General features: G+C 60.3%; 25 protein-coding genes. 21 read left to right on the forward strand and 4 right to left on the reverse strand.

Going from position 1 to position 25,470, the window contains the following annotated elements; all coding sequences use genetic code 11:
- The first annotated feature begins 36 nt into the window (after window positions 1-36).
- The gene (locus IE087_RS02700) at window positions 37-462 is read left to right on the forward strand and encodes a hypothetical protein (protein ID WP_189367448.1); all 426 of its coding nucleotides are present in this window, start codon (window positions 37-39) and stop codon (window positions 460-462) included.
- On the opposite strand, the gene IE087_RS02705 is transcribed toward IE087_RS02700, so the two are convergent.
- Together IE087_RS02705 and ribA are read right to left on the reverse strand one after the other, a co-directional pair.
- On the reverse strand, window positions 459-953 hold the full coding sequence (locus IE087_RS02705) for a L,D-transpeptidase family protein (RefSeq protein ID WP_189367450.1): 495 nt from the start codon (window positions 951-953) through the stop codon (window positions 459-461). The genes IE087_RS02700 and IE087_RS02705 overlap by 4 nt on opposite strands.
- Window positions 950-2,038: a GTP cyclohydrolase II gene (gene ribA / locus IE087_RS02710; protein ID WP_189367452.1), complete on the reverse strand. Its 1,089-nt coding sequence runs from the start codon at window positions 2,036-2,038 to the stop codon at window positions 950-952. The genes IE087_RS02705 and ribA overlap by 4 nt, the downstream gene beginning before the upstream one ends.
- Window positions 2,039-2,200: 162 nt before the next feature.
- On the opposite strand from ribA, the gene IE087_RS02715 reads away from it, so the two are divergent.
- Window positions 2,201-2,887 carry a response regulator transcription factor gene (locus IE087_RS02715; protein WP_189367454.1) on the forward strand — a complete coding sequence of 229 codons (687 nt, stop codon included), beginning with the start codon at window positions 2,201-2,203 and terminating at the stop codon, window positions 2,885-2,887.
- A gap of 12 nt (window positions 2,888-2,899) precedes the next feature.
- Here IE087_RS02715 and IE087_RS02720 read toward each other — a convergent pair whose 3' ends face one another.
- Window positions 2,900-3,184 (reverse strand): hypothetical protein, encoded by a 285-nt coding sequence (locus IE087_RS02720; RefSeq protein WP_189367455.1) that lies wholly within the window; start codon window positions 3,182-3,184, stop codon window positions 2,900-2,902.
- Between the two features lie 99 nt (window positions 3,185-3,283).
- Here IE087_RS02720 and IE087_RS02725 point away from each other — a divergent pair, with 99 nt between their 5' ends.
- The 18 genes from IE087_RS02725 (at window position 3,284) to IE087_RS02810 (ending at window position 22,536) form a co-directional block, all read left to right on the forward strand.
- Window positions 3,284-4,855: an acyl CoA:acetate/3-ketoacid CoA transferase gene (locus tag IE087_RS02725; RefSeq protein ID WP_189367457.1), complete on the forward strand. Its 1,572-nt coding sequence runs from the start codon at window positions 3,284-3,286 to the stop codon at window positions 4,853-4,855.
- Window positions 4,852-5,619: an enoyl-CoA hydratase/isomerase family protein gene (locus IE087_RS02730; protein WP_189367459.1), complete on the forward strand. Its 768-nt coding sequence runs from the start codon at window positions 4,852-4,854 to the stop codon at window positions 5,617-5,619. Before IE087_RS02725 ends, IE087_RS02730 begins: the two co-directional genes overlap by 4 nt.
- Window positions 5,609-7,144, forward strand: coding sequence for an aldehyde dehydrogenase family protein (locus IE087_RS02735; protein ID WP_229801235.1), 1,536 nt, complete (start codon window positions 5,609-5,611; stop codon window positions 7,142-7,144). Before IE087_RS02730 ends, IE087_RS02735 begins: the two co-directional genes overlap by 11 nt.
- Window positions 7,145-7,180: 36 nt before the next feature.
- Window positions 7,181-8,440: an ABC transporter substrate-binding protein gene (locus tag IE087_RS02740; protein ID WP_189367461.1), complete on the forward strand. Its 1,260-nt coding sequence runs from the start codon at window positions 7,181-7,183 to the stop codon at window positions 8,438-8,440.
- Between the two features lie 91 nt (window positions 8,441-8,531).
- Complete coding sequence (locus IE087_RS02745; RefSeq protein ID WP_189367462.1) at window positions 8,532-9,425, forward strand: carbohydrate ABC transporter permease; 894 nt, start codon at window positions 8,532-8,534, stop codon at window positions 9,423-9,425.
- Complete coding sequence (locus tag IE087_RS02750; protein ID WP_189367464.1) at window positions 9,425-10,306, forward strand: carbohydrate ABC transporter permease; 882 nt, start codon at window positions 9,425-9,427, stop codon at window positions 10,304-10,306. Before IE087_RS02745 ends, IE087_RS02750 begins: the two co-directional genes overlap by 1 nt.
- A 5-nt stretch (window positions 10,307-10,311) precedes the next feature.
- The gene (locus tag IE087_RS02755) at window positions 10,312-11,424 is read left to right on the forward strand and encodes an ABC transporter ATP-binding protein (protein ID WP_189367466.1); all 1,113 of its coding nucleotides are present in this window, start codon (window positions 10,312-10,314) and stop codon (window positions 11,422-11,424) included.
- The gene (locus tag IE087_RS02760) at window positions 11,424-12,917 is read left to right on the forward strand and encodes an FAD-dependent oxidoreductase (protein WP_189367467.1); all 1,494 of its coding nucleotides are present in this window, start codon (window positions 11,424-11,426) and stop codon (window positions 12,915-12,917) included. The genes IE087_RS02755 and IE087_RS02760 overlap by 1 nt, the downstream gene beginning before the upstream one ends.
- Window positions 12,914-14,509 carry a GMC family oxidoreductase gene (locus IE087_RS02765; protein WP_189367469.1) on the forward strand — a complete coding sequence of 532 codons (1,596 nt, stop codon included), beginning with the start codon at window positions 12,914-12,916 and terminating at the stop codon, window positions 14,507-14,509. Before IE087_RS02760 ends, IE087_RS02765 begins: the two co-directional genes overlap by 4 nt.
- Window positions 14,506-14,814: a Dabb family protein gene (locus tag IE087_RS02770; protein WP_189367471.1), complete on the forward strand. Its 309-nt coding sequence runs from the start codon at window positions 14,506-14,508 to the stop codon at window positions 14,812-14,814. The genes IE087_RS02765 and IE087_RS02770 overlap by 4 nt, the downstream gene beginning before the upstream one ends.
- A gap of 36 nt (window positions 14,815-14,850) precedes the next feature.
- On the forward strand, window positions 14,851-15,855 hold the full coding sequence (locus tag IE087_RS02775; protein WP_189367473.1) for a LacI family DNA-binding transcriptional regulator: 1,005 nt from the start codon (window positions 14,851-14,853) through the stop codon (window positions 15,853-15,855).
- 91 nt (window positions 15,856-15,946) lie between these two features.
- Window positions 15,947-17,110, forward strand: a complete 1,164-nt coding sequence (locus IE087_RS02780; protein ID WP_189367475.1) for a Gfo/Idh/MocA family protein — start codon at window positions 15,947-15,949, stop codon at window positions 17,108-17,110.
- Window positions 17,111-17,129: 19 nt separating this feature from the next.
- Window positions 17,130-19,220 (forward strand): FAD-dependent oxidoreductase, encoded by a 2,091-nt coding sequence (locus tag IE087_RS02785; RefSeq protein ID WP_189367477.1) that lies wholly within the window; start codon window positions 17,130-17,132, stop codon window positions 19,218-19,220.
- A gap of 260 nt (window positions 19,221-19,480) precedes the next feature.
- Entirely contained in the window at window positions 19,481-20,269 is a 789-nt protein-coding gene (locus IE087_RS02790; protein ID WP_189367479.1) for an exodeoxyribonuclease III, read from the forward strand.
- Complete coding sequence (locus tag IE087_RS02795; RefSeq protein WP_229801236.1) at window positions 20,266-20,742, forward strand: GNAT family N-acetyltransferase; 477 nt, start codon at window positions 20,266-20,268, stop codon at window positions 20,740-20,742. The genes IE087_RS02790 and IE087_RS02795 overlap by 4 nt, the downstream gene beginning before the upstream one ends.
- A 34-nt stretch (window positions 20,743-20,776) precedes the next feature.
- The gene (gene trxA / locus IE087_RS02800) at window positions 20,777-21,694 is read left to right on the forward strand and encodes a thioredoxin (protein ID WP_189367481.1); all 918 of its coding nucleotides are present in this window, start codon (window positions 20,777-20,779) and stop codon (window positions 21,692-21,694) included.
- Between the two features lie 27 nt (window positions 21,695-21,721).
- A complete protein-coding gene (locus IE087_RS02805) occupies window positions 21,722-22,363 on the forward strand; it encodes an LON peptidase substrate-binding domain-containing protein (RefSeq protein WP_189367483.1) in 642 nt (213 codons plus the stop codon).
- On the forward strand, window positions 22,360-22,536 hold the full coding sequence (locus IE087_RS02810; RefSeq protein ID WP_189367484.1) for a Trm112 family protein: 177 nt from the start codon (window positions 22,360-22,362) through the stop codon (window positions 22,534-22,536). Before IE087_RS02805 ends, IE087_RS02810 begins: the two co-directional genes overlap by 4 nt.
- A 146-nt stretch (window positions 22,537-22,682) precedes the next feature.
- Here the strand turns inward: IE087_RS02810 and IE087_RS02815 are convergent, their stop codons facing one another.
- On the reverse strand, window positions 22,683-23,909 hold the full coding sequence (locus IE087_RS02815) for an FAD-dependent monooxygenase (protein ID WP_229801237.1): 1,227 nt from the start codon (window positions 23,907-23,909) through the stop codon (window positions 22,683-22,685).
- Between the two features lie 84 nt (window positions 23,910-23,993).
- Here IE087_RS02815 and IE087_RS02820 point away from each other — a divergent pair, with 84 nt between their 5' ends.
- A complete protein-coding gene (locus IE087_RS02820; RefSeq protein WP_189368321.1) occupies window positions 23,994-25,322 on the forward strand; it encodes an amidase in 1,329 nt (442 codons plus the stop codon).
- The last annotated feature ends 148 nt before the right edge of the window (window positions 25,323-25,470 follow it).

Below are 25,470 nucleotides of genomic sequence, written 5' to 3' on the forward strand. Positions count from 1 at the left end.
GCTCTGTTCTGGCCAGCTGTCGCACTTGCACAAGCCGTGAAACCTGGGCCCATCACGCCCACCGCTTGGGATGATTACAGTCGTGCGGCAGAACTTTTCAATGAAGGTCAGCGGGTGCGTGCGGGCTGCGTTATGTATCGCGGCCAATTTCGTGCGCGAGTGATGCTGCTTGCAGACCCGAACCAGTCGCCCGACGGTGGGCCAGCGTTGTTTGCTTCTCTAAACGAAACTGTGGCCAAACCGATCAATCAATGGCTGGGTGGGGATCGCGACGACTGGATTGCAGCATTGAAATGCGCCCGCGCATGGGCCGCTCAAAACGACGACCCGGACTATCCGCGCAGGCGGCACGGCGCGATCCACGCTGATGTGCTTGCTGGTCTCGATGAGTTGATCGCGGCGATCCCGTCAAAATCTGAATTGCGTGCGCAACGGCGCGCCGCAGGTCTTCCCAACCGCTAGAGGACAATCAATCGGGTACCGTAACCGATCCGAGGGGCGATCCAGCGCAGATCGTTTGGCCGCAACCCGATGCACCCTTCTGTCGGGTAGCCGGGCCTGCGCCATCGGTGCATGAAGATGGCCGACCCGCGCCCTTTGACTGCATGGGGCCAGTTCCAATCCGTTAGGATGACCAGATCATACAGCGGATCGGCCCGGCGCAACCGTTCATGGCTTGGCGCATAAGGCGCGCGGACCATGTGATTATAGTCTTCATCACTGCTGTCGTCAGACCACAGATCACCCGGCCGGATGGGTACGGCCCAGTCTGTGGGGCACGCCATACGGTCGGGGCGGTACAACATGCCAACAATCTGGTGACAACCGCGTGGTGTCGCACCGTCCCCTTCTTGCTTTGTATCGCTTAACCCGCCTCTGCCAATTGTGCAGGGAAACAACCGCCCGGCAAAACGCATGCCGCGCGGCGTCACAACCATATCCATCGGTGTCACAGCAGATGTCCTGACTTGGCCGCCTTTGTTGCAAGGTAGTCCCTGTTAAATCGATTTTCGCCGACTTTCAGCGGTACGCGTTCGGTGACCGCGACGCCGCTGGCTTCCATCATTGCGACCTTGTTGGGGTTGTTGGTCAGCAAACGCACGGACGTGAATCCCATGGATTTCAGGATATCGGATCCCAGCCGGAAATCCCGTTCGTCATCCTCAAACCCCAAGCGGTGGTTCGCGTCCACTGTGTCGAAACCCTGATCCTGCAAAGCGTAAGCACGCATCTTGTTGGCGAGGCCGATGCCGCGCCCCTCTTGGTTCATGTAGAGCAATACGCCAGCGCCTTCGGTGCCCATCTGGGCCAATGCACCACGCAATTGTGGTCCGCAGTCACACTTCAGACTGCCCATCACGTCGCCCGTAAAACAGGCCGAATGCAATCGTGCCAGAACGGGCTGACTGCGGTCCGGGCGACCAATCTCGAACGCATAGTGCTCTTCACCCCCATCCTCTGGTCTGAAGACATGCAAACGCCCGGCTTCGGACGCTTCGACCGGCAAACGGGCCTGCACCACCGGATGTAACAGGCTTGAGCCGCCCAGCAGAGGTGCTGCCAAGGCAAGAGGGACCGCAGTCAAGCCATGTGTGGCTGCAAAGGCCAGGCCATCCGCGATCTCAACGCAGAGGGCAGCAGGCAACAATTGAGCTGATTTACAAAGCTGCAACGCCGCACGATGTGGTCCCGCGTCGCCCTCGCGGACCGAACGCAGCGGCCCTTTCATCGGAGTGGCTAAATCATCGGCCGGATCAGCCAGCGACTTCAACCATCCCAGCGCAGCAGCACCAGGCACCGAAATTCGGGCCACATCACCATCATACACACGGGCCTTGAGCGTATCGGCGCGCCAGCCCGTCAAAGCCAGCTCAAGGGGCGCACCAAGCGCGCGCATCCCAACCAACCTTTCCTCGGTCAACGTCTCAACCGCCACGGCCAATACATGCGTGTCACCCAGCACCACAATGGGCACGCCCATACGCAGATCGGCCCGTGCCCGCGCCAGCGTCTCCACGATATCCGGGCCCAGCCCCATGTAACAAATCCTCTTCTACACCCCGCCCGACATAAGCAAATCGCACGAGAATTGAAACATTTGCCCGTTCACCGACACATGGGCGTGAAAGAAATGGTCCATAACTTGCTGAAACAGTGAAGGCAGCGCATCTATCATTCAACATCAAGGGAGACGAAGCCCATGGCGCAACTGAAGAAAATTCTGCTGGTCGACGATGATGAAGATCTGCGCGAGGCGCTCAGCGAACAGCTGATCATGACCGAAGATTTCGACGTGTTCGAAGCTGGCAATGGTCAGGACGCATTGGTCAAGGCCAAGGAAGCGATCTACGACCTCGTGATCCTCGATGTCGGCCTGCCCGACACCGACGGTCGCGAACTGTGCCGGGTCATGCGCAAGCAGGGGGTCAAGTCTCCCATCCTTATGCTCACTGGCCACGACACCGATGCGGACACGATCCTTGGGCTCGATGCAGGCGCCAACGACTACGTCAGCAAGCCGTTTAAATTCCCTGTTCTGCTGGCTCGCATCCGCGCCCAGCTGCGCCAGCATGAACAGTCCGAAGACGCTGTGTTCACCCTCGGGCCGTACACGTTCAAACCATCCGTCAAGATGCTGATCACCGAGGATGACCGCAAAATCCGTCTGACGGAGAAGGAAACGAACATCCTCAAGTTCCTGTATCGCTCGACCGAGGGTGTGGTGGCGCGTGACGTGCTGCTGCACGAGGTGTGGGGGTACAACGCCGGGGTTACGACCCACACGCTTGAGACGCATATTTACCGTTTGCGTCAGAAAATTGAACCAGATCCGTCCAATGCCCGCCTTCTTGTGACCGAATCTGGTGGGTATCGTTTGATGGCCTGAGATTGATTTGGGTCAAGGCAGACATCTTTGCCATGGCCCAGATTGAAGGCACGAAAGCCCGCACATGCCGGGGCCGCCGCGCGGCAAAGCATGTACCTCCCTGTTGGACTTGCCCGGGTCAGAGTGCCCGGGTTTTTTTTGGAACTGCGGTGCGGTTCTTAAGGCGGCGATGTGATTCAACCCAAGCGAATCGATCACGATGTCATTGGTCGCTTGAGCATGCCCTTCATCTTGGATGAAGCGCTGCGCACAGCCGTTGATGCGAAAACCCCAGTATTCATCCCGTGATTTGAACATCTTGCCGGGTGAGGGATTAGCTCTTGCCAAAACTGGAACGTTCCAGTAGAAAATTATGGAACGTTCCAAAAGCGACAAGCTTGGCGTGGGGAGGATACTATGAAGAAGGTCGTGACAGCTGCCGAAGCCGCGCGTCAGATTCCTGATGGGGCCGTACTGTCCGTATCTTCTTCTTCGACGTTGGGGTGTCCAGACGCGACGCTCAAGGCAATTGGCGAACGGTTCACGACCGAAGGACACCCGCGCAACATCACTTCACTGCATCCGATTGCGGCCGGGGATGTGTATGGCGTCAAAGGCATGGATCATCTTGCCAAGGACGGTTTGCTTGCCCGCGTATTGGCCGGGTCCTATCCGTCCGGTCCATCCAATGTCGAAATGCCGCAAATCTGGAAGATGATCGTCGAAGATCGCGTTGCCGCCTACAACGTTCCGTCCGGCATCATGTTCGACATGCATCGCGAGGCAGCGGCGCATCGTCCCGGTGTCCTGACCAAGGTCGGGCTTGAAACCTTCGTGGATCCAGAGCTTCAGGGCTGTGCGATGAACGACAAAGGCGCCGCAGCGCCCATCGTCAACCGCGTGGCATTTAATGGCGAAACCTGGCTGCATTTCCCGAATGTCATACCGAATGTGGCCATCATTCGGGCCACCACGGCGGATGAGCGCGGCAACCTTACCTACGAACACGAAGGCGCCTATCTGGGCGGCCTGGAACAGGCCATTTGCGTGCGCAACAACGGCGGCGTGGTCATTGCGCAGGTCAAACGCGTGACTGCCAACGGCAGCCTTCGGCCCCATGATGTGCGGGTTCCCGGCCATCTGGTCGATTACGTGGTGGTCGATGCGGATCAAAAACAAACCACCGAAACACCCTATGACCCGGCCATTTCCGGAGAGATCATGCGGCCCTGGGACAGCTTTTCGCTGGCGGACCATGGCATTGAAAAAGTGATCGCCCGCCGCGCCGCGATGGAACTGCGTCGTGGGATGACTGCCAATCTTGGCTTTGGGATCAGCGCGATGGTGCCGCGTGTCTTGTTGGAGGAAGGGCATCCAGATGCCGTGACCTGGGCCATCGAGCAGGGTGCCGTCGGGGGCGTGCCGTTGACCGGCTTTGCCTTTGGATGCGCGTCGAACGCGGATGCGTTCGTGCCCTCACCGCAGCAATTCATCTACTTTCAGGGCGCTGGCTTTGACATGTCCTTCCTGTCCTTCCTCGAGGTTGATGTGGAAGGGAACGTCAACGTCTCGAAGCTGGGCAAGAAACCATATCTGACGGCGGGATGCGGCGGATTTGTGGACATCACAGCCCGGGCCAAGAACATTGTATTCTCCGGGTGGTTTGAGGCAGGGGCCAAGGTCAACCTGCACGAAGACAAGATCGAAATCGCAGCACCCGGCAAGTTCACCAAGATGGTGGATGAGGTGGAGCATGTGACGTTCTCGGGAAAGCGGGCACGCGAGCAAGGGCAGAACGTGCTTTACATCACCGAACGCTGTGTGATCGCGCTGACCGGCAACGGTCTGGTCGCAACCGAAATCATGCCGGGCATAGATCCGGCAGAGCATATCATTGGCCCCTCCCAAGGCTGTGTGCAAGTGGCGGAGAACGCAACGATCATGCCGAAGGCGTTGCTTGCTGATGCTCCCATGGGCCTCGCATTATGAATGAGGTTGTCTGCACATATCATCAGGACACGGCCGTTCTGACGCTGTCAAATGAAGCGAAGCTGAACGCCTTTACAACAGCAATGCTCAGGTCGCTTGAGGCGCATCTGATCGACATTGAACACCGCCCGGACATTCGGGCTGTCATCGTGACTGGCGCGGGCACCAAAGCGTTTTGCTGTGGTGCAGACATCGCTGAATGGGGCGCACTTGGCCCGGCCGAGTTTGCGCGCCATTGGGTCCGGGACGGACACCGCATCTTTGACATGCTGGCACGGCTGTCCAAGCCGACCATCGGGGCCATCAACGGACATGCGTTTGGCGGTGGTTTGGAGCTGGCCGCCTGCTGTGATGTGCGCGTGATGTCTGCTCAAGCGACGCTTGGGCTTCCCGAAGGCAAGGTCGGCATTGTGCCGGGGTGGTCCGGCACGCAGCGCCTTGTGCGGCTCTTGTCAGAACCGGTTGTAAAAGAAATGGCGATATTCGGGCGGCGCATCACTGCGGAACGCGCCCACATGCTCGGGTTTGTGGCGGATGTAACCGACGATGCGCTGGCCACTGCAAAAGACATGGCTGCATCCCTGAGTGCCCTGTCGCCACGCGCAAATGAACTGACCAAGGCAATGATCCACGGTGCCGTGGGCGAAGATCGGGGCGCCGCAATTGAGGTGCTTGGCAGTGCGGCAGCCGCCGCCAGCGCCGACCGTGATGAAGGCGTGCAGGCTTTCCTTGAAAAGCGCACAGCCAGTTTTGATGGATCCTGAGACGATGAATGACCTGACGATCAATACGGCGATTGACTACGCATTGCCTTCTGCCTTTGCCGGGCGTCATCTGATTGATGGCAAATGGGTTGAAGGCACCGAGACATTCGACCGTATGTCGCCGTCACATGGCTCGGTTGTCAGTGTATCGGCCAAGGGCGACGTGGCGGTCACAGAGCAGGCCATTCTGGCCGCGCGGCGCGCTTTTGATGCGGGGGTTTGGAGCCGCATCTCGGGCAAGGAACGTGCGACCGTTCTGCTTCGGGTCGCTGATCTCATCGAAGCCAATGTGGAACGCATCGCGGTTCAGGAGACGTTGGAAAGTGGCAAACCGATTTCCCAAGCCCGTGGCGAAGTGGGCGGTGCGGCAGACCTTTGGCGCTACGCAGCATCTCTTGCGCGGACCACGCACGGGGACAGCCACAATACGCTTGGCGCGGATATGCTGGGTGTTGTCGTCAAGGAACCCATTGGCGTGGTGTCCATCATCACACCGTGGAATTTCCCGTTCTGGATTCTCTCCCAAAAGCTGCCTTTCGCTTTGGCGGCTGGCTGCACGGTGGTGGTCAAACCGTCCGAGATGACGCCGTCTTCGACTGTGATGATGGGGGAACTGCTGATGGAGGCTGGATTGCCCGCAGGCGTTTGCAACATCGTCCTGGGCTACGGTGAGCCGGTCGGCAGCTTGATGTCGACCCATTCTGACGTCGATATGGTGACCTTCACCGGCTCAACCGCGGTGGGCAAACTGATCACGCAAAGTGCCTCTGGGACGCTGAAGAAGGTTGCGCTGGAACTCGGCGGCAAGAATCCGCAGGTGATCTTTCCCGACGCTGATCTGGAAAGCGCTGCTGATGCCGTGACCTTCGGCGTCTATTTCAACGTTGGACAATGCTGCAACTCGTCGAGCCGTATCATCGTGCACGAGGATGTCGCGGACGCGTTCGTGGCCCGCGTGGTTGCGCTGTCCAAACAGGTGAAGTTTGGCGATCCGCTTGATCCGTCCACGCAGGTCGGCGCGATCGTCACACCCGAGCACAACGCCAAGATTGACGGATATGTGCAGGCCGCCATTGCCGCCGGTGCCACGCTGGAACTGGGCGGGGGTGCTCTGTCCATCGATGGGCTTGGCCGACAATTCTATCAACCGACCATCATCAGCGGCGTGACACCCGACATGGCGATTGCGCGGGAAGAGGTCTTTGGCCCGGTCCTGTCCGTCTTGACCTTCCGCACACTGGACGAGGCCATCGCGCTGACCAATGACAGCAATTACGGCCTCTCCGCAGGCGTTTGGAGCGAAAACGTACACACCTGTCTGGAGTTTGCACGTCGCGCCGAAGCGGGTACGGTTTGGACCAACACCTGGATGGACGGATACCCTGAGCTGGCCTTTGGCGGCATGAAGCAGTCCGGCCAAGGGCGCGAAATTGGCCGCTACGGCTTTGATGAATTTCTCGAGGTGAAATCAATGGTCATGCGCATCGGACGCAGCCGGGCACCTTGGGTCGAGGCGTGCGCCTAGCGCGCGTCACTACAAACGCAAAATGGGAGGAAACCAATGCGTTCTTTTTTGAAGACCAAAACAGCAATCGTGCTGGCGCTGACGGTCAGCGCCGGTGCCGCCCACGCAGATGGGCATGGCGGTGTCGAGGTGTTGCACTGGTGGACATCAGGCGGTGAAGCCGCAGCGCTGAACGTTCTGAAGGATGACCTGGAAGGTCAGGGTGTCGGCTGGACCGACATGCCCGTTGCAGGGGGCGGCGGCGAACAGGCCATGACGGTTCTGCGCGCGCGCGTCACTGCTGGCAACGCCCCCACGGCCGTTCAGGGCCTTGGCTTTGACATTCTCGACTGGGCCAATCAGGGCGCTCTGGCGAACCTCAATGATGTTGCCGCGGCCGAAGGGTGGGACGACGTGATCCCGGCCGCCCTGCAGCAATTCGCCAAGGTGGATGGCAAGTGGGTTTCGGCCCCTGTGAACGTGCACTCGACCAACTGGGTCTGGGCCAACAAGGCAGTGCTGGACGCCAATGGCATCGCGGTGCCAACCACATGGGAAGAATTCACCGCCGCACTGGATACGCTCAAGGCAGCAGGTGTGACGCCGGTCGCGCATGGTGGACAGGCGTGGCAAGAGGCCACCGTCTTTGACGCCGTGGCGATGTCCGTGCTCGGGCCAGATGGCTACAAGGCCGCGTTCATCGACCTTGATGAAAGCGTTCTGGGTGGTGACGGCATGAAAGAGGCGTTCGACCGCATGGTCGTGATCCGCGAAAACGTGGACGAGAACTTCTCGGGCCGTGACTGGAACCTCGCAACAGCGATGGTCATCAATGGCGAAGCCGGTTTCCAGATGATGGGCGACTGGGCCAAGGGCGAGTTTCTGAACGCGGGCAAGGTTCCGGGTCAGGACTTCCTGTGCTTCCGCTTCCCTGGCACGTCTGATCAGGTCACGTTCAACGCGGACCAATTCATGATGTTCGACCAGGGCGGGGCCGTTTCCCCGGAACAGGCCAAGCTGGCCACAGCGATCTTATCGCCCTCGTTCCAGTCTGCCTTCAACGTGGTGAAAGGGTCGGTGCCCGCACGGACCGACGTGTCGAACGAGGCGTTTGACGATTGCGGCAAGAAAGGCATGGCCGATCTGGCAGCCGCCGCATCTTCGGGCAACCTTTTTGGCTCCATGGCCCACGGTCATGCTAACCCTGCATCGGTGAAAAACGCGATCTACGACGTGGTCACGGCGCATTTCAACGGCGAGTATGACAGCGAAACCGCCGTCGCAGAACTGGTCGATGCGGTGTCCATCGCCAAGTGATCCTCCCTTGGCGGGGCGGTGGCACAGTGCCGTCGCCCCGCCGCTTTGGATGCACAACAAACCAATGACTTCTGGGTGAGGAGGGCGCGTCATGGCACAGGCTGCCAACGCGGATTTCAAGACACGGCTACAGACATGGTTGCCCAAGCTGGTACTTTCACCGTCGCTGGCCATGGTCCTGATCTTTGTCTACGGGTTCATCGCTTTCTCGGTCTATCTGTCCTTTACCGACAGTCGGCTTCTGCCGTCCTTCGGCTGGGTCGGATGGGAGAACTATTCCAAGCTCTGGCGCCTCAGCCATTGGGAAACGTCGATCACCAACATGGGCATCTTTGCCCTGCTCTATATCGGCATCTGCACGGTCCTCGGGCTCAGCCTTGCGATCTTCCTTGATCAGAAAATCCGGGCCGAAGGGTTCATTCGCACCGTGTATCTGTATCCGATGGCGCTCAGCTTCATCGTGACGGGCACGGCGTGGAAATGGTTCCTCGATCCCGGCATTGGGCTTGAGAACGTCATGCAAAGCTGGGGCTGGACCAGTTTCGAATTCGATTGGATCAAGAACCGGGATTTCGCCATCTACACCGTGGTTCTTGCCGCCGTCTGGCAGACAAGCGGCTTTGTCATGGCCATGTTCCTCGCGGGTCTGCGTGGGATCGACAACGAAATCCTCAAAGCGGCGCAGATGGACGGCGCCTCCAACTGGAACCTTTATCGCCGGATCATCATTCCGCAGCTGCGCCCCGCCTTCCTGTCGGCCTTCGTGATCCTCAGCCACCTCGCCATCAAGACGTTTGACCTCGTGATCGCCCTGACAGGCGGCGGGCCCGGGCGGGCAACCGAACTGCCCGCAACCTTCATGTATTCCTACACCTTCTCGCGGAATCAGATGGGGATTGGTGCGGCCTCGGCCACGATCATGCTGATGACCATTGCGGCCATCATGATCCCATACCTCTACGCCGAATTGCGGGAGAAGAAATGATGGCGCACGCAACCCAAGATACCGCCATCCGCACTGGGCGCGCCGTGCGCATGCTGATCTACCTCGTGCTGGTCCTGTTCGCGCTGTTTTACATGCTGCCGCTCTACGTGATGCTGGTGAACTCGGTGAAGCCGCTGGACGAGATCACCGGCGGTGGCATGATGAACCTGCCGCAGGTCTGGACGCTGGCGCCGTGGGCCAAGGCGTGGTCCTCGGCGCAGATCGGGGTCGAGCCGACGGGCCTGTCCCCCTATTTCTGGAACTCGATCAAGATGGTCGTGCCTGCTGTGGCCATCTCGACCATTCTGGGTGCCCTCAATGGCTATGTGCTGACCAAATGGCGGTTTCGGGGCGACACGATCCTGTTTGGCCTCATGCTCTTTGCCTGTTTCATCCCGTTCCAGATCGTTTTGATCCCCATGGCGCGGATGCTGGGTCTGATGGGGTTGGCTGGAACCACCTGGGGTCTTGTGCTGGTGCACGTGGTCTACGGGATCGGGTTCACGACGCTGTATTTCCGCAACTACTACGCGGTCTTCCCGACCGAACTGGTGCGCGCGGCGCAGATCGACGGAGCAGGGTTTTTCCAGATCTTCTGGCGTATTCTGCTGCCCTCGTCAGGCCCCATCGCAGTGGTGTCGATCATCTGGCAGTTCACGAACATCTGGAACGACTTCCTCTTTGGCGCCTCCTTTGCGGGCGCTGACAGCCAGCCCATGACGGTTGCGCTCAACAATCTGGTGCAGGCCAGCCACGGGGTGAAGGAATACAACGTTCACTTCGCCGGTGCGATCCTGGCCGCACTTCCCACACTCCTCGTCTACATCGTCGCGGGCCGCTATTTTGTGCGCGGTCTGATGGCTGGCTCCGTCAAAGGATAAGACCCATGGGCTTTCTCGATATCGACAACACAACCAAGTCCTATGGCGCGGTCGAAGTTCTGCATAATGTGGACATCTCGATTGAAGAAGGCGAGTTTCTCGTCCTCGTCGGCCCCTCGGGCTGCGGGAAATCCACGCTCCTGAACATGATCGCCGGTCTGGAAGAGATCAGCAGCGGCGAGATCAGGATCAAGGATCAGGTGATGAACGGGGTCCACCCGTCCAAGCGCAACATCGCAATGGTGTTCCAATCCTACGCGCTCTACCCGAACATGAAGGTTGGACAGAACATCACCTTCGGGCTGGAAATGCACGGCACACCCAAGCCTGAGCGTGAGAAGGCGATGCGGGAAGTGGCCAACCTTCTACAGATCGAACAGCTGCTTGATCGCAAACCCGGCGCTCTTTCCGGTGGCCAGCGGCAACGGGTTGCCATGGGCCGCGCGCTGGTGCGCGATCCGGACGTGTTCTTGTTCGACGAACCGCTGTCTAACCTCGATGCAAAACTGCGCGTCGACATGCGGACAGAGATCAAGAAGCTCCACCAGAAGCTGGGCACCACCATCGTCTATGTGACCCACGACCAGATCGAGGCGATGACGCTTTCAACACGCATCGCGGTGATGAATGGCGGCTACGTCCAGCAACTTGGAACGCCACAGGATATCTACGACACGCCCGCGAACATCTTTGTGGCGACCTTCATGGGCTCGCCTGCGATGAATGTGGTACCGGCACGGGTCGCGGTCGAGAATGGCAAGCCCATGGCGCGCGTTGCATTGCACGATGGAACCGAAACCGCGCTGCCATTCAGCCAGGACAACATGGCGGACTGGGACGGCAAAGATATCCTTCTGGGCATCCGACCTGAAACGATCACAGACGAGGACGCGGCAGACCGTAAATCCTCGAACATCGCGCACATGACCAATCGGATCGTGGTGACCGAACCCGCTGGCTCCGACACTTTCGTGACGATGACCATGGGTGGCAAGGACGTGATCGCGCGCATGCGTTCCGATGCCGAGGTACATCCGGGTGCGGATTTTACGTTTGCCGTGAACATGGAAAAAGCGGTCGCCTTTGATCCTGCGACCGAGGCGCGCATCGCACCCTGATGCAGCCCGACGTTATCATAATCGGCTCGGGCATGGGCGGTGCGACACTGGCCGCAGTGCTTGCACCCACAGGCCGCCGTATCCTGATCCTCGAGCGCGGGGACCACCTGCGCCCGTCGCCAAAGGATCGTGACGCGCAGGCGATTTTCGGGGACGGCGTCTTTCGCCCGGACGAGGTTTGGCTGGATGGCAAAGACCAACCGTTCAACCCCGGCAACTACTACAATGTCGGTGGCAATTCGAAATTCTACGGGGCCGTGCTGATCCGCTACCGGGCTGAGGATTTCGGTGTGGTACAGCACGCGGGCGGCGCGACGCCGGGTTGGCCGATCAGCTATGACGAGCTTGAACGCGACTATCAGGCGGCTGAACAGCTCTATGCCGTGCGGGGGGCTTTGGGCGATGACCCGACGGAGCCGCCCCACACCGGCACCTACCCGCATAAACCGGTGCGGGATGAGGACGACATCGCTGATCTGCGCGCCCGGTTGAAACGTGTTGGATTAACGCCCAGCCATCTCCCGCTGGGTGTTGATATCGACCGCTGGCTGTCGGCGGGTCAGACCACATGGGATGCCTATCCCGACACCTGCGGCGGTAAGATGGACGCGGAAACCTGTGGTCTGTCCACGGCACTGGCCCATGACAACGTCCAGATCCGCACCGGATGCCGTGCAACGGCCCTGATCGCTGACCAGGACGGCCAGGTGACAGGTGTCACTTGCGAAGTGGATGGCGGCACCGAAACGCTGACAGCACCGATCATCGTGCTGGCTGCTGGTGCGGTGCAGACGGCTGCACTGCTGCTTGCCTCGGCCAATGACACCTGCCCGACAGGCCTTGCCAACCGCTCGGATCAGGTGGGGCGCAACTTCATGAACCACAATTGCAGCGCCCTGCTGGCCCTGCATCCGTTCCGGCGCAACCGGGCGGTGTACCAGAAAACGCTGATGGTAAATGACTACTACCTGGGCAGTGATGGCGACGGACCTTTGGGCAACATCCAGTTGCTTGGCAAAATCACCGGCCCCATCCTTGCGGCGAATGCGCGCCTGCCGCGCTGGCTGGCCCACCAAATCGCCGCGCGCAGCTTTGATTTCTACGCCATGTCCGAGGATTTGCCGAACTCCGACAGCCGCGTCACGCTGAAAGACGGACAGATCAAACTCGACTGGCAGCGGTCGAACTGGGTCGCGCACAAGCGTCTGGTGAAAAGCCTCACCGCCAAACTGAAACAGGCGGGCTTCCCCATCGTGATGTCGCGGCCATTCGACCGGCGTACTCCATCACACCAATGTGGCACGGCGCGTATGGGGATCGACCCGACCACAAGCGTCGTGGACACGTTCTGCCGCAGCCACGACCACAAAAACCTGTTTATCGTCGATGCCTCGGTCCTGCCGACATCTGCCGCCGTGAACCCCGCATTGACCATCGCGGCCCTCGCCCACAGGGCCGGACGCCACATTGCGCGGACGGAGTTTGCGGCATGACGGCCAAGGGCTACGATTTCATTGTCATCGGCGGCGGGTCGGCGGGATCGGTGATTGCAGCGCGGCTGTCGGAAAATCCTGATGCGCGTGTCTTGCTGCTCGAAGCTGGCGGAAGCGACCGCCACCCGTTTTTCCACCTGCCCGCAGGTTTTGCCAAAATGACCAAGGGCATCGGATCATGGGGTTGGTCGACCACGCCGCAGCGATCCATGCAGGACAAGGTCTTCAACTATACCCAGGCCAAGGTGATCGGCGGCGGTTCGGCCATCAACGCGCAAATCTATACGCGCGGCGCGGCACAGGACTACGACGAGTGGCGGCAAATGGGATGCGAGGGGTGGAGCTATGAAGACGTTCTGCCCTACTTCAAGAAGTCCGAGGATAATGACACCTACAATGGCGAGTATCACGGCCAGGGCGGTCCACTGGATGTCTCCATGCCAGCCGCGCCGCTGCCAATCTGTGACGCGTTTATCGAGGCCGCAGGACAACTTGGCATCCCCAAGACCACAGATGTGAACGGGGCCAAACAAGACGGGGCAGGCTACTATCAGCTGACACAGCGCAATGCGCGCCGGTCCTCGGCTGCGATGGCGTTTCTGGCCCCGGCCAAGTCACGACCCAACCTGACCATCCAGATGCAGGCACAGGTCCGTCGCATCACGGTCGAAAACGGGCGCGCCACCGGGGTTGAGATGGCGGACGGCACCAAGGTGACGGCGGATCGCGAAGTGATCCTGTCCTCTGGCGCCATTGGATCGCCCCGCCTCTTGCAGCTGTCGGGTATCGGTCCGGCGGATCACCTGCACGGACTTGGCATCAACGTGGTGCTTGACCAACCGGGGGTCGGCGCGAACCTTCAGGATCACCTTGACCTCTACGCGATCTGCGAAGTGACCGGCCCGCACACCTATGACCGCTTTGCCAAGCTGCACCTGAGCGCGCTGGCCGGGCTGCAATACCTGTTCACACGCAAGGGGCCGGTTGCCTCCAGCCTCTTTGAAACCGGCGGCTTCTGGTATGCCGATGAAAACGCGCGTTCGCCCGATATCCAGATGCATCTCGGGCTGGGCACAGGGATCGAGGCTGGGGTCGAAGCCATGCCAAACGGCGGTGTGACCCTCAACGCCTGCCACTTGCGCCCGCGCTCTCGGGGCAGCGTCAGGCTGCAAAGCGACAATCCCGCCGATATGCCCCTGATCGACCCGAACTATCTGTCAGACCCATATGATCGCGAAATGTCGATCCGGGGCCTGAAGCTGGTACAGGACATTCTGGCGCAGGATGCTCTGAGACCCTTCATCATGGCCGAACGCCTGCCCGGGCCGGATGTGCAGACGGATGAGGACTACTTCAACTTCATCTGCGTGCATTCCAAAACATCGCACCACTGCGCGGGCACCTGTCGGATGGGCAATGATGCCGATGCCGTGCTGGACCCCCGCCTGCGGTTCAATGGGATCGAAGGGCTGCGCGTGGCCGACGCCTCGGTCATGCCTACGGTCAACTCCTCCAACACCAACGCTCCATCCATCATGATTGGCGAAAAGGCCGCTGACATGATCAAGCAAGATCAGGGACTCATGCAATGATCCGCCATATCGTACTCACCAAGTTCAAGCCGGACACGTCCGAAGACAAGATTGCCGGTATCTATGCGGGCCTGTCGGCCCTGGCGGACAAATTGCCCGGCGCACAGAACTTCACCGGCGGCCGGTCCGAAAGCCCCGAACAGATCGAACGCGGCTACATGCATGGCTTCGTGATTGATTTCGATGGCTGGGAAGCGCTGCAAACCTATGCCGAAAATGACGAACACAAGGCACTTGGCGGGCAACTTGTTGAAAATGCCGTGGGTGGGATCGACGGCATCCTTGTGCTTGACCTCGATCTCTGAGACCAGAAAAGGCTGATAGCGAAGGGACGCCTGCTGATGGGTCAAAGACCAACCATACTGGATGTTGCCAAACGGGCGGGCGTGTCGAAATCGACCGTCAGCCTTGTCTTGCAAGGCAACAAGACGGTCAAGGAATCGACCCGGCAGGCGGTGCGGCAGGCGATGGCCGACATCGGCTATGTCTACAATCGTTCGGCTGCAACCTTGCGCTCGTCTTCCTCCGGGCTGATCGGTCTGGTGATCAACGACCTGCGCAACCCGTTCTTCACTGAATTCGCGGCCCTGTTTCAGATGGAACTGGCCAAGAACGGCTTTGCGACCGTGCTTGCCAACTCGGACGAAGACCCGGACCTGCAGACGCGCATGATCTCTTCGCTGGTTGAACATGGTGTGTCCGGCTTCATCGTGTCGCCCAGCTATGGGTCCGAACAGGACGCCCTCGCCGTGCTCGAAGCATCCAACACCCCAACGCTACAGGTGTTCCGCGCGCTCGATGCCAGTGATCGCAAGTTTCCCTTCGTCGCGCCGGATTATGAACTTGGTGGGCGCCTCGCGACCGAGCATTTGCTTGAGATGGGGTGCAAGCGCATCACCTTCCTGGGTGGGCTGGATGGTCGCCCTGTCACCGAGGAACGGATGAGCGGCTACCTCGCGGTCTTGTCCGAGGCCGGGATCGAACCGCTTGTCATGACCGGTCAGGCGACGCGATCCTTCGGCAAATCCATGGCTGCCGACCTGCAAGCCAAACACCCGGATGTCGATGGCGTCCTGTGTTTCAACGACCTTGTGGCGCTAGGTGTGCTGGCGGCCTGTCCCGAGCTTGGCGTGCGCGTCGGCACCGACCTGCGGGTCGTGGGTTTTGACGATATCGAAGATTGCCGCGACAGCTATCCGTCCCTGACCTCGGTCAGCTGCAACATCCCTGACTTTGCAAAATCAACAGCCGCGCAAATCCTTGGGTGGATCAAGGATGGCAAACGCCCCGCGCTGACCGCCCGCAGCCCGGTCCAACTGATCAAGAGGGCATCCAGCGGACCCTGATTACAAGGCGCCCGACAGTGGGTGGCCCCGAAACACGCTGCGTTAAAACGATGGAACGTTCCAAGCGCCGGCAACACAGAAGGAAAAGCACATGACGGAAGTAAGAGTCGCAGTTCTGGGCGCGTCTGGCTGGATGGGCAAGGTTCACACCATGGCCTACCAGACCTTTCCGCATTTCTTCGGAGACGGCGGTGGCACAGCCCGCGTCACGGCCCTTGTCGAGGCTAACCCCGATGCGGCCAAGGGTCTGGCTTTTCGTGCACCGGGGGCCAAAATCCTGACCAACTGGCAAGAGGCGGTCAACGACCCCGACATCGACCTGATCGACATCTGCCTGCCGGACAAGCTGCACTATGACGTCGCCAAGGCGGCCCTTCTGGCAGGCAAGCACGTCTATTGTGAAAAGCCATTGGCCGACACCGCCAAAGAGGCACGCGAGCTTGCGGATATAGCCCGCGAAAAGGGTCTGATCACGCGCGTCGGCCACTCCTTTCCCCGCAACCCGATCCATGACCGCGCCAAAGAGATCATCGATGCGGGCGAGATTGGCGAGATCAAGCTGTTCAAGGGCTGCCAGCACGTGGATATCTATGCCGACCCGCTTGCCCCTTACATGTGGCGCGCCAATGGTGATCTCGCCCCGACGGGCATCATCGGCGACACGGGAAGCCATGTGTTCAGCTTCATGGATTTTTTGATCGGGCGCGTTTCATCGCTGATCGCCGACAGTTACATCACCGCCCCGAAGCGTCCCAAGATCGACGGGGTGGATTTTGGCGGCGCAGCACCGGAGATCACGGATCAGACCGAGTGGGGGGACGTCACCAACCCCGATGGCACAAACCTCCTCTGTACCTTTGAGAACGGCGCGAAAGGCATCGTCGATTTCAGTCGCGTCGCCACCGGCCGCAAGTTCATGCAAACATATGAAATCTACGGCACGAAGGGCAGCCTCGCGTACACGTTCGACGAGATCAATCGCCTGCGGTTCTATTCCAACGATGATCCAACCGGGCGGCGGGGTTTCCGCGAAATCGACGTGGGCCCTGAACACCCGACCTATGGTGCGTTCCTGCCGCTGCCCAACTTTGCCTTGGGGTATAACGAGAGCAAGATCATCGAAGTGGCCGAAGTCATTAAATCGATCACAACTGGCACGCACATGTGGCCCACCTTCGAGACCGGTCACCATATCTGCCAAATCGTGGATGCCTGCATGGCCTCTGCGAAGCAGCGTGCATGGGTCGACATCTGATCAGTGAAAGGAAGACCAAGTGGTGCTCTCCGTCCCACAAGACATTCTTGATGCGCTCACGGACGTGGTCATGCCGCGTTTGCCGGCAGAGCCTGCACCGGACCGGCACATAACAGCCTCGGGCTACGACATCCCTGTGTTTCCTTGCGGCGCCGTAGTGATCGGCAGCGGCGCGGCGGGCCTGCGTGCCGCGGTCGAGATGAAGCGCCGCGACGTGGATGTCGCGGTTATCAGCCAAAGCGCATGGGGGGGAACCTCGGCCTGTTCCGGGTCGGACAAGCAAACGCTGCACACCGCGAATACCAAGGATCAGGGTGACAATTTCCAGGCCATGGCTGCCGCCATCCGCGCAGGCGGCGCGATGGACGAAGACACGGCATACATCGAGGCTGTCGGCTCGATCCGCGCCATGGCGTCACTGCAATATCTCGGCCTGCCGCTGCCGCAGGACGATCTTGGTGGCACACTCCGATATCAGACCGACCATGACGAGGTTGGACGCGCCACCTCCTGCGGGCCGCGCACCTCCCGGCTCATGGTCAAGGTGCTGGCCAAGGAAGCAATCGGCCTTGGCATCCCGCTGTTCAATCACACCACGGCCGTGAAGGTGCTGACCGACGGTTACGGGGACCAGGCGCAAGTGACCGGTGTTCTTACGATCCGGCCCAAGGCACGTACTGAAACCAACCCGCTTGGCCTCGCGCTGTTCCAATGCGCGGCGCTCGTCTTTGCCGCCGGTGGTCCGGGCGAGCTCTATCGCGACAGCGTGTTCCCCAACGGGTGTTTTGGCACGCTTGGGCTCGCTCTGGAAACCGGGCTCGAACTGGTCAACATCACGGAAAGCCAGTTTGGCATCGGCACCCGCCGCGAAGGATTCCCATGGAACCTGTCCGGCACTTATGTGCAGGTGATCCCGCATATCTATTCTGTGGATGACACCGGGACCGAGCACCACTTTCTCGCCGACTACTATCGCACCACACAGGAAATGGCGTCGAACATCTTCCGCAAGGGCTATCAATGGCCCTTCCACGCAAGTCGGATGCTCGATTTCCAGTCCAGCCTCGTGGACCTTGCGATCTTCACCGAAAGCCAAAAGGGGCGGCGGGTCTTTATGGACTTCAACCGCAACCCGCTGCCCGTGCCGGGGGATCAGGGCTTTGATCTTGAACGGCTGGATGACGACGTGCGCACGTATCTTTCAAATGCCGTTGCCTCGCACGATCTGCCCATTGATCGGCTGCGCCACATGAACCCGCTCGCGATTGAACTCTACAAACGCTACAAGGTCGACATCACCTCGGACCCGCTGGAATTTGCGGTCAACAACCAGCACATGAACGGCGGTATCGCGGTCGATACCTGGGGGCGGACCAACATCGCCGGGATTTATGCGGTGGGCGAAGCGTCGGGTACCCATGGCGCAACCCGGCCCGGTGGGTCCGCTTTGAATGCCGGTCAGGTATTTGGCACCCGCGTGGCCGAACATGTCGCCGCCAGCGGCAAAGCCCATGCGCGGTCAGATACTAAGCCGCACATCGACCGCGCCATTGCTGAAATACAGGCCGTTATCAAAACGGACAGCCCGCACAGGATCAAGGACATCCGCACCGACATACAGGCCCGGATGAGCGATCACGCAGGTATTCTCTGCACCGCCAAGGACGTGACATCGGCACGGTCACAGGCGCAGCACCTGAACGACGCCATCCGCCAGAACGGAATTGCATACACGCGTGAAAATGAAATTGGTCGTGCCCTGCAATGGCAACAAATGGCCCTCGCGTCCGAGGCTGTTTTGACCGCCCTTGATCACTACATCTCGAACGGCGGGGGCAGCCGGGGGGCACGGGCCATATGCGATCTGGCAGGCACCGCCTTGCCCATGGCCCGGACAGGGCCGTTGCCACATGTCAGGTTTCGCCCCGAACGTGATGCAGATATGCGCGAACAAATCCTCGTGCGGCTCGACGGCACAGACATGGTGATCTCGACCCGCCCCAACCGCGCTTTTGACCCCAATGCGAAATCCTTTTTCGAACGGGATTGGCCTGCCTGGCTCACTGGCGGCATTTACGATCTGTCTGCCGAGCATGATCAAACGAGCTGATCAAGTGCAGTTAGTGCCGGGCCTGATCCGCGAAGCCGCCCGCCTTCGTGGGTCAGTCTGTCTCCGCACCGGTTAAAACCGGCATAATCCACCGTCCGCACACCCAACCTACTGTCACGTCGTGACAATAACGAAATCATTGAAATCCCGTGAACAGGGCGAAGGGCTTGTCCCCGCGGGGACAAAACGCATTTTCCGGGTGGAGACTGCGGTTTCCGGCGTCTACTCTGGCCTCCAAACCCGGATTTCTGGAGCCGCCCATGCCCTTCACCCTCGCCACCTGGAACATCAATTCGGTCCGCCTGCGCGAACCCATCGTGCTCAAGCTGCTCAAGGAAGAAGGCCCCGATGTGCTGTGCCTGCAAGAATGCAAAAGCCCCGTCGACAAGATCCCGCGCGAAGGGTTCGAGGCGCTGGGCTACACCCACATGGTTGCGCGGGGGGACAAAGGCTACAACGGGGTCGCGATCCTGTCGAAAATCCCCATGGTCGAATCCAGCGCACAGGATTTCGCGGGCCTTGGCCACGCGCGTCACATTGCCGGACAACTCGAAAACGGCGTGACGGTCCACAACTTCTATGTCCCCGCCGGGGGCGATGTGCCGGATCGGGAAAAGAACGAGAAGTTTGGCCAGAAACTCGACTACCTCACCGACATGCGCGACTGGTTCCATGGCGACAAACCGCAGAAATCCATCCTCGTGGGTGACCTCAACATCGCCCCGCGCGAAGATGATGTGTGGTCCCACAAACAGCTTCTGAAAGTCGTCAGCCACACGCCGATCGAGGTCGAGCATCTTGCCGAAACCCAAGACGCAGGCGGCTGGATCGACGTCACACGGGCCGACATCCCCGAGGGGCAGCTCTATTCCTGGTGGTCTTATCGCGCCAAGGATTGGGACGCCGCTGACAAGGGACGCCGCCTGGATCACGTCTGGGCCACCCCCGACATCTCGAACGCCGCCCACTCCAGCCGTATCCTGCGCGACGCCCGTGGCTGGGAAAAACCCAGCGACCACGCTCCGGTCTTTGCGAGCTTCGACCTTTGATCCGTCCTGCACGTCTTGATGAGTTGGACGCACTGACCGATCTGATGCATCGGTCAAAGGCCCATTGGGGCTATGATGAAGACTTCATGCAGGCAGCTCGTGCCGTTCTGGTTTTGACACCGAAAGATGTTGAGACCGGCGAACTGCGCGTGTTTGACAGCGACGGTCCGCAGGGTCTGTGCAAGCTGGTGGTGTGTGAGGATGGTGCCGAACTCGACAAGCTGTTTGTGGCCCCCGAGGGAATGGGCAAAGGTGTCGGGCGTGCCCTTGTGACCTGGGCAATTGATCAGGCCCGCGCGAAGGGTGCCAAAACGATGCAGATAGAAGCGGACCCGGATGCAGTGCCGTTTTATGAACGCATGGGCGCGCGTGTGATCGGGGGCGTTCCGTCCGAAGCCATTGCAGGTCGAACCCTGCCGTTGATGCAGATTGACCTTAGTGGCTTGGCACCGGACGCCTGCGGGTCCATATAAAGCGCGACCCGCCGCGCCAAGAAGGAATGACACGATGATGGATTTGGGATTGTCCGCAGGCCCCGATGACGCCGACCTGATCAAGGACGGCTCCGAAGCAAGCTTCATGCAGGATGTGGTTGAAGCCAGCCAGACCGTGCCGGTGATCGTCGATTTCTGGGCGCCTTGGTGTGGCCCGTGCAAAACGCTTGGGCCGATGCTCGAGGATGCGGTCAAGGCGGCCAAGGGCGCCGTCAAGATGGTCAAGATCAACGTGGACGAAGCACAGATGATCGCGGGCCAACTGCGCATCCAGTCGATCCCGACGGTCTACGCTTTCTGGCAGGGCCAGCCGGTGGATGGGTTCCAGGGCGCGGTGCCGGGGTCCGAAATCACCGAGTTCGTGGACCGTGTGATCAAGGCGGCGGGCGGCGAAGCACCCGGCGACAACCTGAACGATGCCGTAGCTGCAGCCGAAGAAATGCTCACTGAAGGTGCTGCCGTGGATGCGGCCCAGACCTTTGCCGCGATCCTTGGAGAAGACCCCAACCATGCAGGTGCCTATGGCGGGCTTGTCCGCGCGCATATCGCGATGGACGATCTGGATCAAGCCGAGGCGATCCTGAACGGCGCGCCCGCAGAAATCTCCGAGAGTGCCGAGGTTGAAGCCGCCCATGCCCAGTTGCAATTGGCCCGTCAGGCCGAAGATGCAGGCCCGGTTGCCGAGTTGCGCGCAGCGGTCGAGGCCGATGAAAGCAACCTGCAGGCCCGTTTTGATCTGGCACAGGCGCTGCATGCCAGCGGAGATGCCGAGGCGGCAGTCGATGAATTGCTCGAGATCTTCCGCAGGGATCGCGAGTGGAGCGACGGCGCTGCCAAGGACCAGCTTTTCACCATATTCGACGCGCTCAAGCCAAACGATCCAATTGTTCTGAACGGACGTCGTCGTTTGAGCTCAATGATATTTGCCTGATCCGTTTCCCGGGCTAGCTGACATCCCATGATCAAAGTGGCTGACCTTCCCGGCGTGATCCCGGTCTTTCCATTGCCGGGGGCACTTCTGTTGCCGCGGGCGCGCCTTCCCTTGCACATCTTCGAGCCACGCTATCTGCAAATGCTTGATGATGCTTTGAAAACACCGCACCGCCTGATCGGTATGGTGCAGCCGAATGAGGTGGAAGGGCGCAAGGGCAATGGGCTGCAAACGATTGGCTGCGCGGGCCGGGTCACACAGTTTTCCGAGACCGAGGACAACCGGTACCTAATCACCCTGAGTGGCATCTCGCGCTTTCGGGTGCAGGATGAGGTGGATGGATTTACGCCCTATCGTCGGTGTGAAGTATCATGGTTTGGTTTTGACCGTGATCAGGGCCGCTGCGAGGAAGACCCAAGTTTTGATCGGCCCACGTTCCTGGACCTTCTGGGGCGCTATTTTGCTGCGCAATCCTTGTCGGCGGATTGGGAGACGTTGAAGGACGCGGATGACGAATTGCTGATCAATTCATTGTCGATGATGCTGGACTTTGACCCCGAGGATAAACAGGCCTTGCTCGAAGCGCCGTCCCTCAGTACCCGTCGCGAAACCTTGATCACTCTGATCGAGTTTGCGTTGCGTGGCGGTGAAGGGGAAATGATGCAATGAGCACGGAAATTGATCGTCGGGTGCTGGAGGCGCTGATCTGCCCACTCACCCATGTGACCCTGCGCTATGATGCCGAGAAGCAAGAGCTGATTTCCGAGACGGCGCAGTTGGCCTATCCCATCCGCAACGGCATTCCAGTCATGCTGGAAGATGAGGCGCGCAAGTTGGACTGACGCGCGGGGCGGACGACACGTCCGCCTTACGATAGCCAGGTAAGGCGCAGCTTGCTGCGACCCAGCGACGATGCTCTGGAAGTGATGTTTTCAAACTGTAAGGCGCACGTGCCGTGCGCCCGGCGGAGGGTACCTCCGCCTTACTCTCAGAGGGGCTGGCCCTGCATCAGGCGCGGCAACTCTCCGGTCAGTCCGGCAGCTTCGCGGATGAAACTGCGGCGCAGGCCGGGCAAGGCATTCACAACGCCCATGCCGATGTCACGTACACTTCGCATGAGTGTATTATCGTTTGAGAACAAACGGTTGAACCCGTCTGTGGCAAGCGCAAGCGTAGTATTGTCAAAGCGCCGCCATTCTTCGTATCGCTGAAGTACGGCGATGCTGCCCGGGTCCTCGCCCCGACGCACCGCGTCCGTAATTACCTCTGCCAGCGCTGCAATGTCGCGCATGCCGGCATTCAGACCTTGCCCCGCAATTGGATGCACGCCGTGCGCTGCGTCTGCGATCAATGCCAGTCGATCGCTTGCCAGTCTATGTGCCAGCGACAGGGACAGCGGGTAGGTGTAGCGTTGGCCTGCAAGGCTAATCTCACCCAGAAAGTCGCCAAAGCGCGGGCGTAGCATCGTCAGGTAGTCCGCATCCGGCAGCGCATTGAACGCTTCCGCGGTCTCCGCCGTTTCGCTCCAGACGATGGAGCTGACATTGCCCGTCAGGGGCAGGATCGCCAAAGGCCCCGGGGGCATGAAGAACTGGTGCGCGATCCCATGATGGGGTTTCTCATGAGCGATGGCGCTGACCAGCGCCGTTTGACCATAGCCCCAGCCGGTGCGTTTGATCCCCGCCCGTTCCGCCGTTCCACTGCTGCGCCCGTCGGCCCCGATCAGAAGTTGGCCCGTCAGAACCTTGCCGGAGGCCAGCGTGACCGATGCCGCGGCGGGATCGATATGCTGCGCTGTCACCGTTTCGCCCGACAGGTGCGTGATGCCATCCGTGGCGGCCATCGCGTCCAGAAGTTCGCGCCGAATGTGCCGGTCCTGCACCATGTAGCCCATCGGGCCTTCCTCGATCTCGGCATGGTCGAAATGCATGAAGAAGGGCGATGGCCCTTGGCAGGCGCGGCCATCCGTGACCTTGATCTCAAGGATGGGCTGGCTGTTGTCAGCGATGGCGTCCCAGACGCCAACCCCTTCAAGCAACCGTTGCGATGTCAGAGCAACCGCATAGCTGCGCCCGTCAAAGGTCGCGTTCTTGCGGACCTTTTCCGTGAGCGCGTCGATCACGGTCACACGCTGTCCGGTTTGTGCGAGGGCGAGGGCGAGAATTGGGCCAGACAGCCCGCCGCCGACGATCAGGATATCGCTGTCATGCGTCATGTCGCGCAATATGGACGGGTGCTTGGGATTGTCCATGCGTTGTCGCGTCGCTACCGTCCGAACAAAGCGGACGGAGGGCAGGACATGCAGGCGTGGTTGAACAAGAGTGCAGCGGATTTGGGCCGCGCCATTGGGGCTGGCGAGGTCGATCCCGTCAATTTGACCCAAGCCTTTCTTGAGCGGATCAAGGCGCATGAATTGTCGGACCGCATCTATGCCCGGTTGACCGAAGATCGCGCGATGGCCGAGGCGCAGGCGGCGTCTGTCCGGGCCAAGGCCCGTGCACGCTTATCCTTGCTGGACGGTGTGCCGATCAGTTGGAAGGACCTGTTTGATACGGCAGGCGACGGGACCGAAGCTGGGTCCAAGCTGTTGGCGGGCCGGGTGCCGGACCGGGATGCCGTCGTTTTGCAGAATGCGACGGCGATGGGGTTGGTGTGTCTGGGCAAGACGCATTTGAGCGAGCTTGCGTTTTCCGGTCTTGGGTACAACCCGTCCACCGCGACGCCCCCGTGTGTGAATGATGCGGATGCTGTGCCGGGTGGGTCATCCTCGGGTGCTGCGGCGTCAGTTGCCTTTGGGTTGGCGCCGGCGGCCATTGGGTCTGACACGGGTGGGTCGGTGCGTATCCCGTCGGCCTGGAACGATCTGGTGGGCTTGAAGACGACCCATGGGCGGTTGTCGCTGGAAGGGTGTGTGCCCCTGTCGCTGAAGTTTGACACCGTGGGGCCACTGACCCGGACGGTTGAGGACGCGGCGTTGCTGATGGCCGCGCTTGAGGGGCGCGATCCGGGGGATTTGCGTGGTGCGTCCTTGAGAGGTCGGCGGTTTGCGGTGCTGAAAACCGTTGTGTTGGACGATATTCGTGATGCGCCGAAGGCCGCATTTGAAGATGCTGTCGAACGTTTGCGGGCAGCCGGAGCAGAGGTTGAGCCGCTGGAGGTGCCGGAGTTGGAGGAGGCCATGGCGCAAGCCGGGCCGTTGATGCCGGGCGAGGTCTATGGGTTGTGGCGGGATGTGATCGAGGCGCAGCCGGATGCGATGTATTCCGAGATATTGCAGCGGTTCCGACTAGGTAAGGATTTCAGCGCGCCGGACTACAATGCAGCCTGGGCCAAGCTGGACTCAGTGCGGCAGGCGTGGGATGTGGCGGTTGCGCCCTATGATGCCATGCTGGCGCCGACCGCCCCGATTCTGCCGCCGAATCTGGAGCGGCTGAACAGTGATAGTGAATACTACAAGACCGAGAACCTGCTGGCCTTGCGGAACACGCGTGTTGGCAACTTGATGGGCATCTGTGCCCTGACCTTGCCGACGGGCGTGCCGAGCTGTGGTCTGATGATGATGGGTATGCAAAACGGGGAAGAGGCGCTGTTGCGTCTGGGGGTTGCGGCAGAGGCGGCTTTGGGCTGATCCAAAGGCCGCCTTGCGGCGACACCATATTTTATTGGGGGCTTTGCCCCCGGCCTTGGGCCTCCCCCAAGGTATTTTCAGTCAGAAGAAGGGGCTGATTGGCGGATTTGCCACAAGGTGACGATTTGGAGTGGTTTTTCTGGACGAG

It is taken from the genome of Tateyamaria omphalii (assembly GCF_014651375.1).
Taxonomy (GTDB): domain Bacteria; phylum Pseudomonadota; class Alphaproteobacteria; order Rhodobacterales; family Rhodobacteraceae; genus Tateyamaria; species Tateyamaria omphalii.

Coding starts and splice junctions, on each gene's coding strand:
- IE087_RS02715 (WP_189367454.1), top strand. CDS start 2,201: ATGGCGCAACTGAAGAAAATTCTGCTGGTCGACGATGATGAAGATCTG.
- IE087_RS02735 (WP_229801235.1), top strand. CDS start 5,609: ATGGATCCTGAGACGATGAATGACCTGACGATCAATACGGCGATTGAC.
- IE087_RS02750 (WP_189367464.1), top strand. CDS start 9,425: ATGGCGCACGCAACCCAAGATACCGCCATCCGCACTGGGCGCGCCGTG.
- IE087_RS02745 (WP_189367462.1), top strand. CDS start 8,532: ATGGCACAGGCTGCCAACGCGGATTTCAAGACACGGCTACAGACATGG.
- IE087_RS02790 (WP_189367479.1), top strand. CDS start 19,481: ATGCCCTTCACCCTCGCCACCTGGAACATCAATTCGGTCCGCCTGCGC.
- IE087_RS02730 (WP_189367459.1), top strand. CDS start 4,852: ATGAATGAGGTTGTCTGCACATATCATCAGGACACGGCCGTTCTGACG.
- IE087_RS02725 (WP_189367457.1), top strand. CDS start 3,284: ATGAAGAAGGTCGTGACAGCTGCCGAAGCCGCGCGTCAGATTCCTGAT.
- IE087_RS02740 (WP_189367461.1), top strand. CDS start 7,181: ATGCGTTCTTTTTTGAAGACCAAAACAGCAATCGTGCTGGCGCTGACG.
- IE087_RS02820 (WP_189368321.1), top strand. CDS start 23,994: ATGCAGGCGTGGTTGAACAAGAGTGCAGCGGATTTGGGCCGCGCCATT.
- IE087_RS02765 (WP_189367469.1), top strand. CDS start 12,914: ATGACGGCCAAGGGCTACGATTTCATTGTCATCGGCGGCGGGTCGGCG.
- IE087_RS02775 (WP_189367473.1), top strand. CDS start 14,851: ATGGGTCAAAGACCAACCATACTGGATGTTGCCAAACGGGCGGGCGTG.
- IE087_RS02810 (WP_189367484.1), top strand. CDS start 22,360: ATGAGCACGGAAATTGATCGTCGGGTGCTGGAGGCGCTGATCTGCCCA.
- IE087_RS02770 (WP_189367471.1), top strand. CDS start 14,506: ATGATCCGCCATATCGTACTCACCAAGTTCAAGCCGGACACGTCCGAA.
- trxA (WP_189367481.1), top strand. CDS start 20,777: ATGATGGATTTGGGATTGTCCGCAGGCCCCGATGACGCCGACCTGATC.
- IE087_RS02815 (WP_229801237.1), bottom strand. CDS start 23,909: ATGACGCATGACAGCGATATCCTGATCGTCGGCGGCGGGCTGTCTGGC.
- IE087_RS02720 (WP_189367455.1), bottom strand. CDS start 3,184: ATGTTCAAATCACGGGATGAATACTGGGGTTTTCGCATCAACGGCTGT.
- IE087_RS02755 (WP_189367466.1), top strand. CDS start 10,312: ATGGGCTTTCTCGATATCGACAACACAACCAAGTCCTATGGCGCGGTC.
- IE087_RS02780 (WP_189367475.1), top strand. CDS start 15,947: ATGACGGAAGTAAGAGTCGCAGTTCTGGGCGCGTCTGGCTGGATGGGC.
- ribA (WP_189367452.1), bottom strand. CDS start 2,038: ATGGGGCTGGGCCCGGATATCGTGGAGACGCTGGCGCGGGCACGGGCC.
- IE087_RS02760 (WP_189367467.1), top strand. CDS start 11,424: ATGCAGCCCGACGTTATCATAATCGGCTCGGGCATGGGCGGTGCGACA.
- IE087_RS02805 (WP_189367483.1), top strand. CDS start 21,722: ATGATCAAAGTGGCTGACCTTCCCGGCGTGATCCCGGTCTTTCCATTG.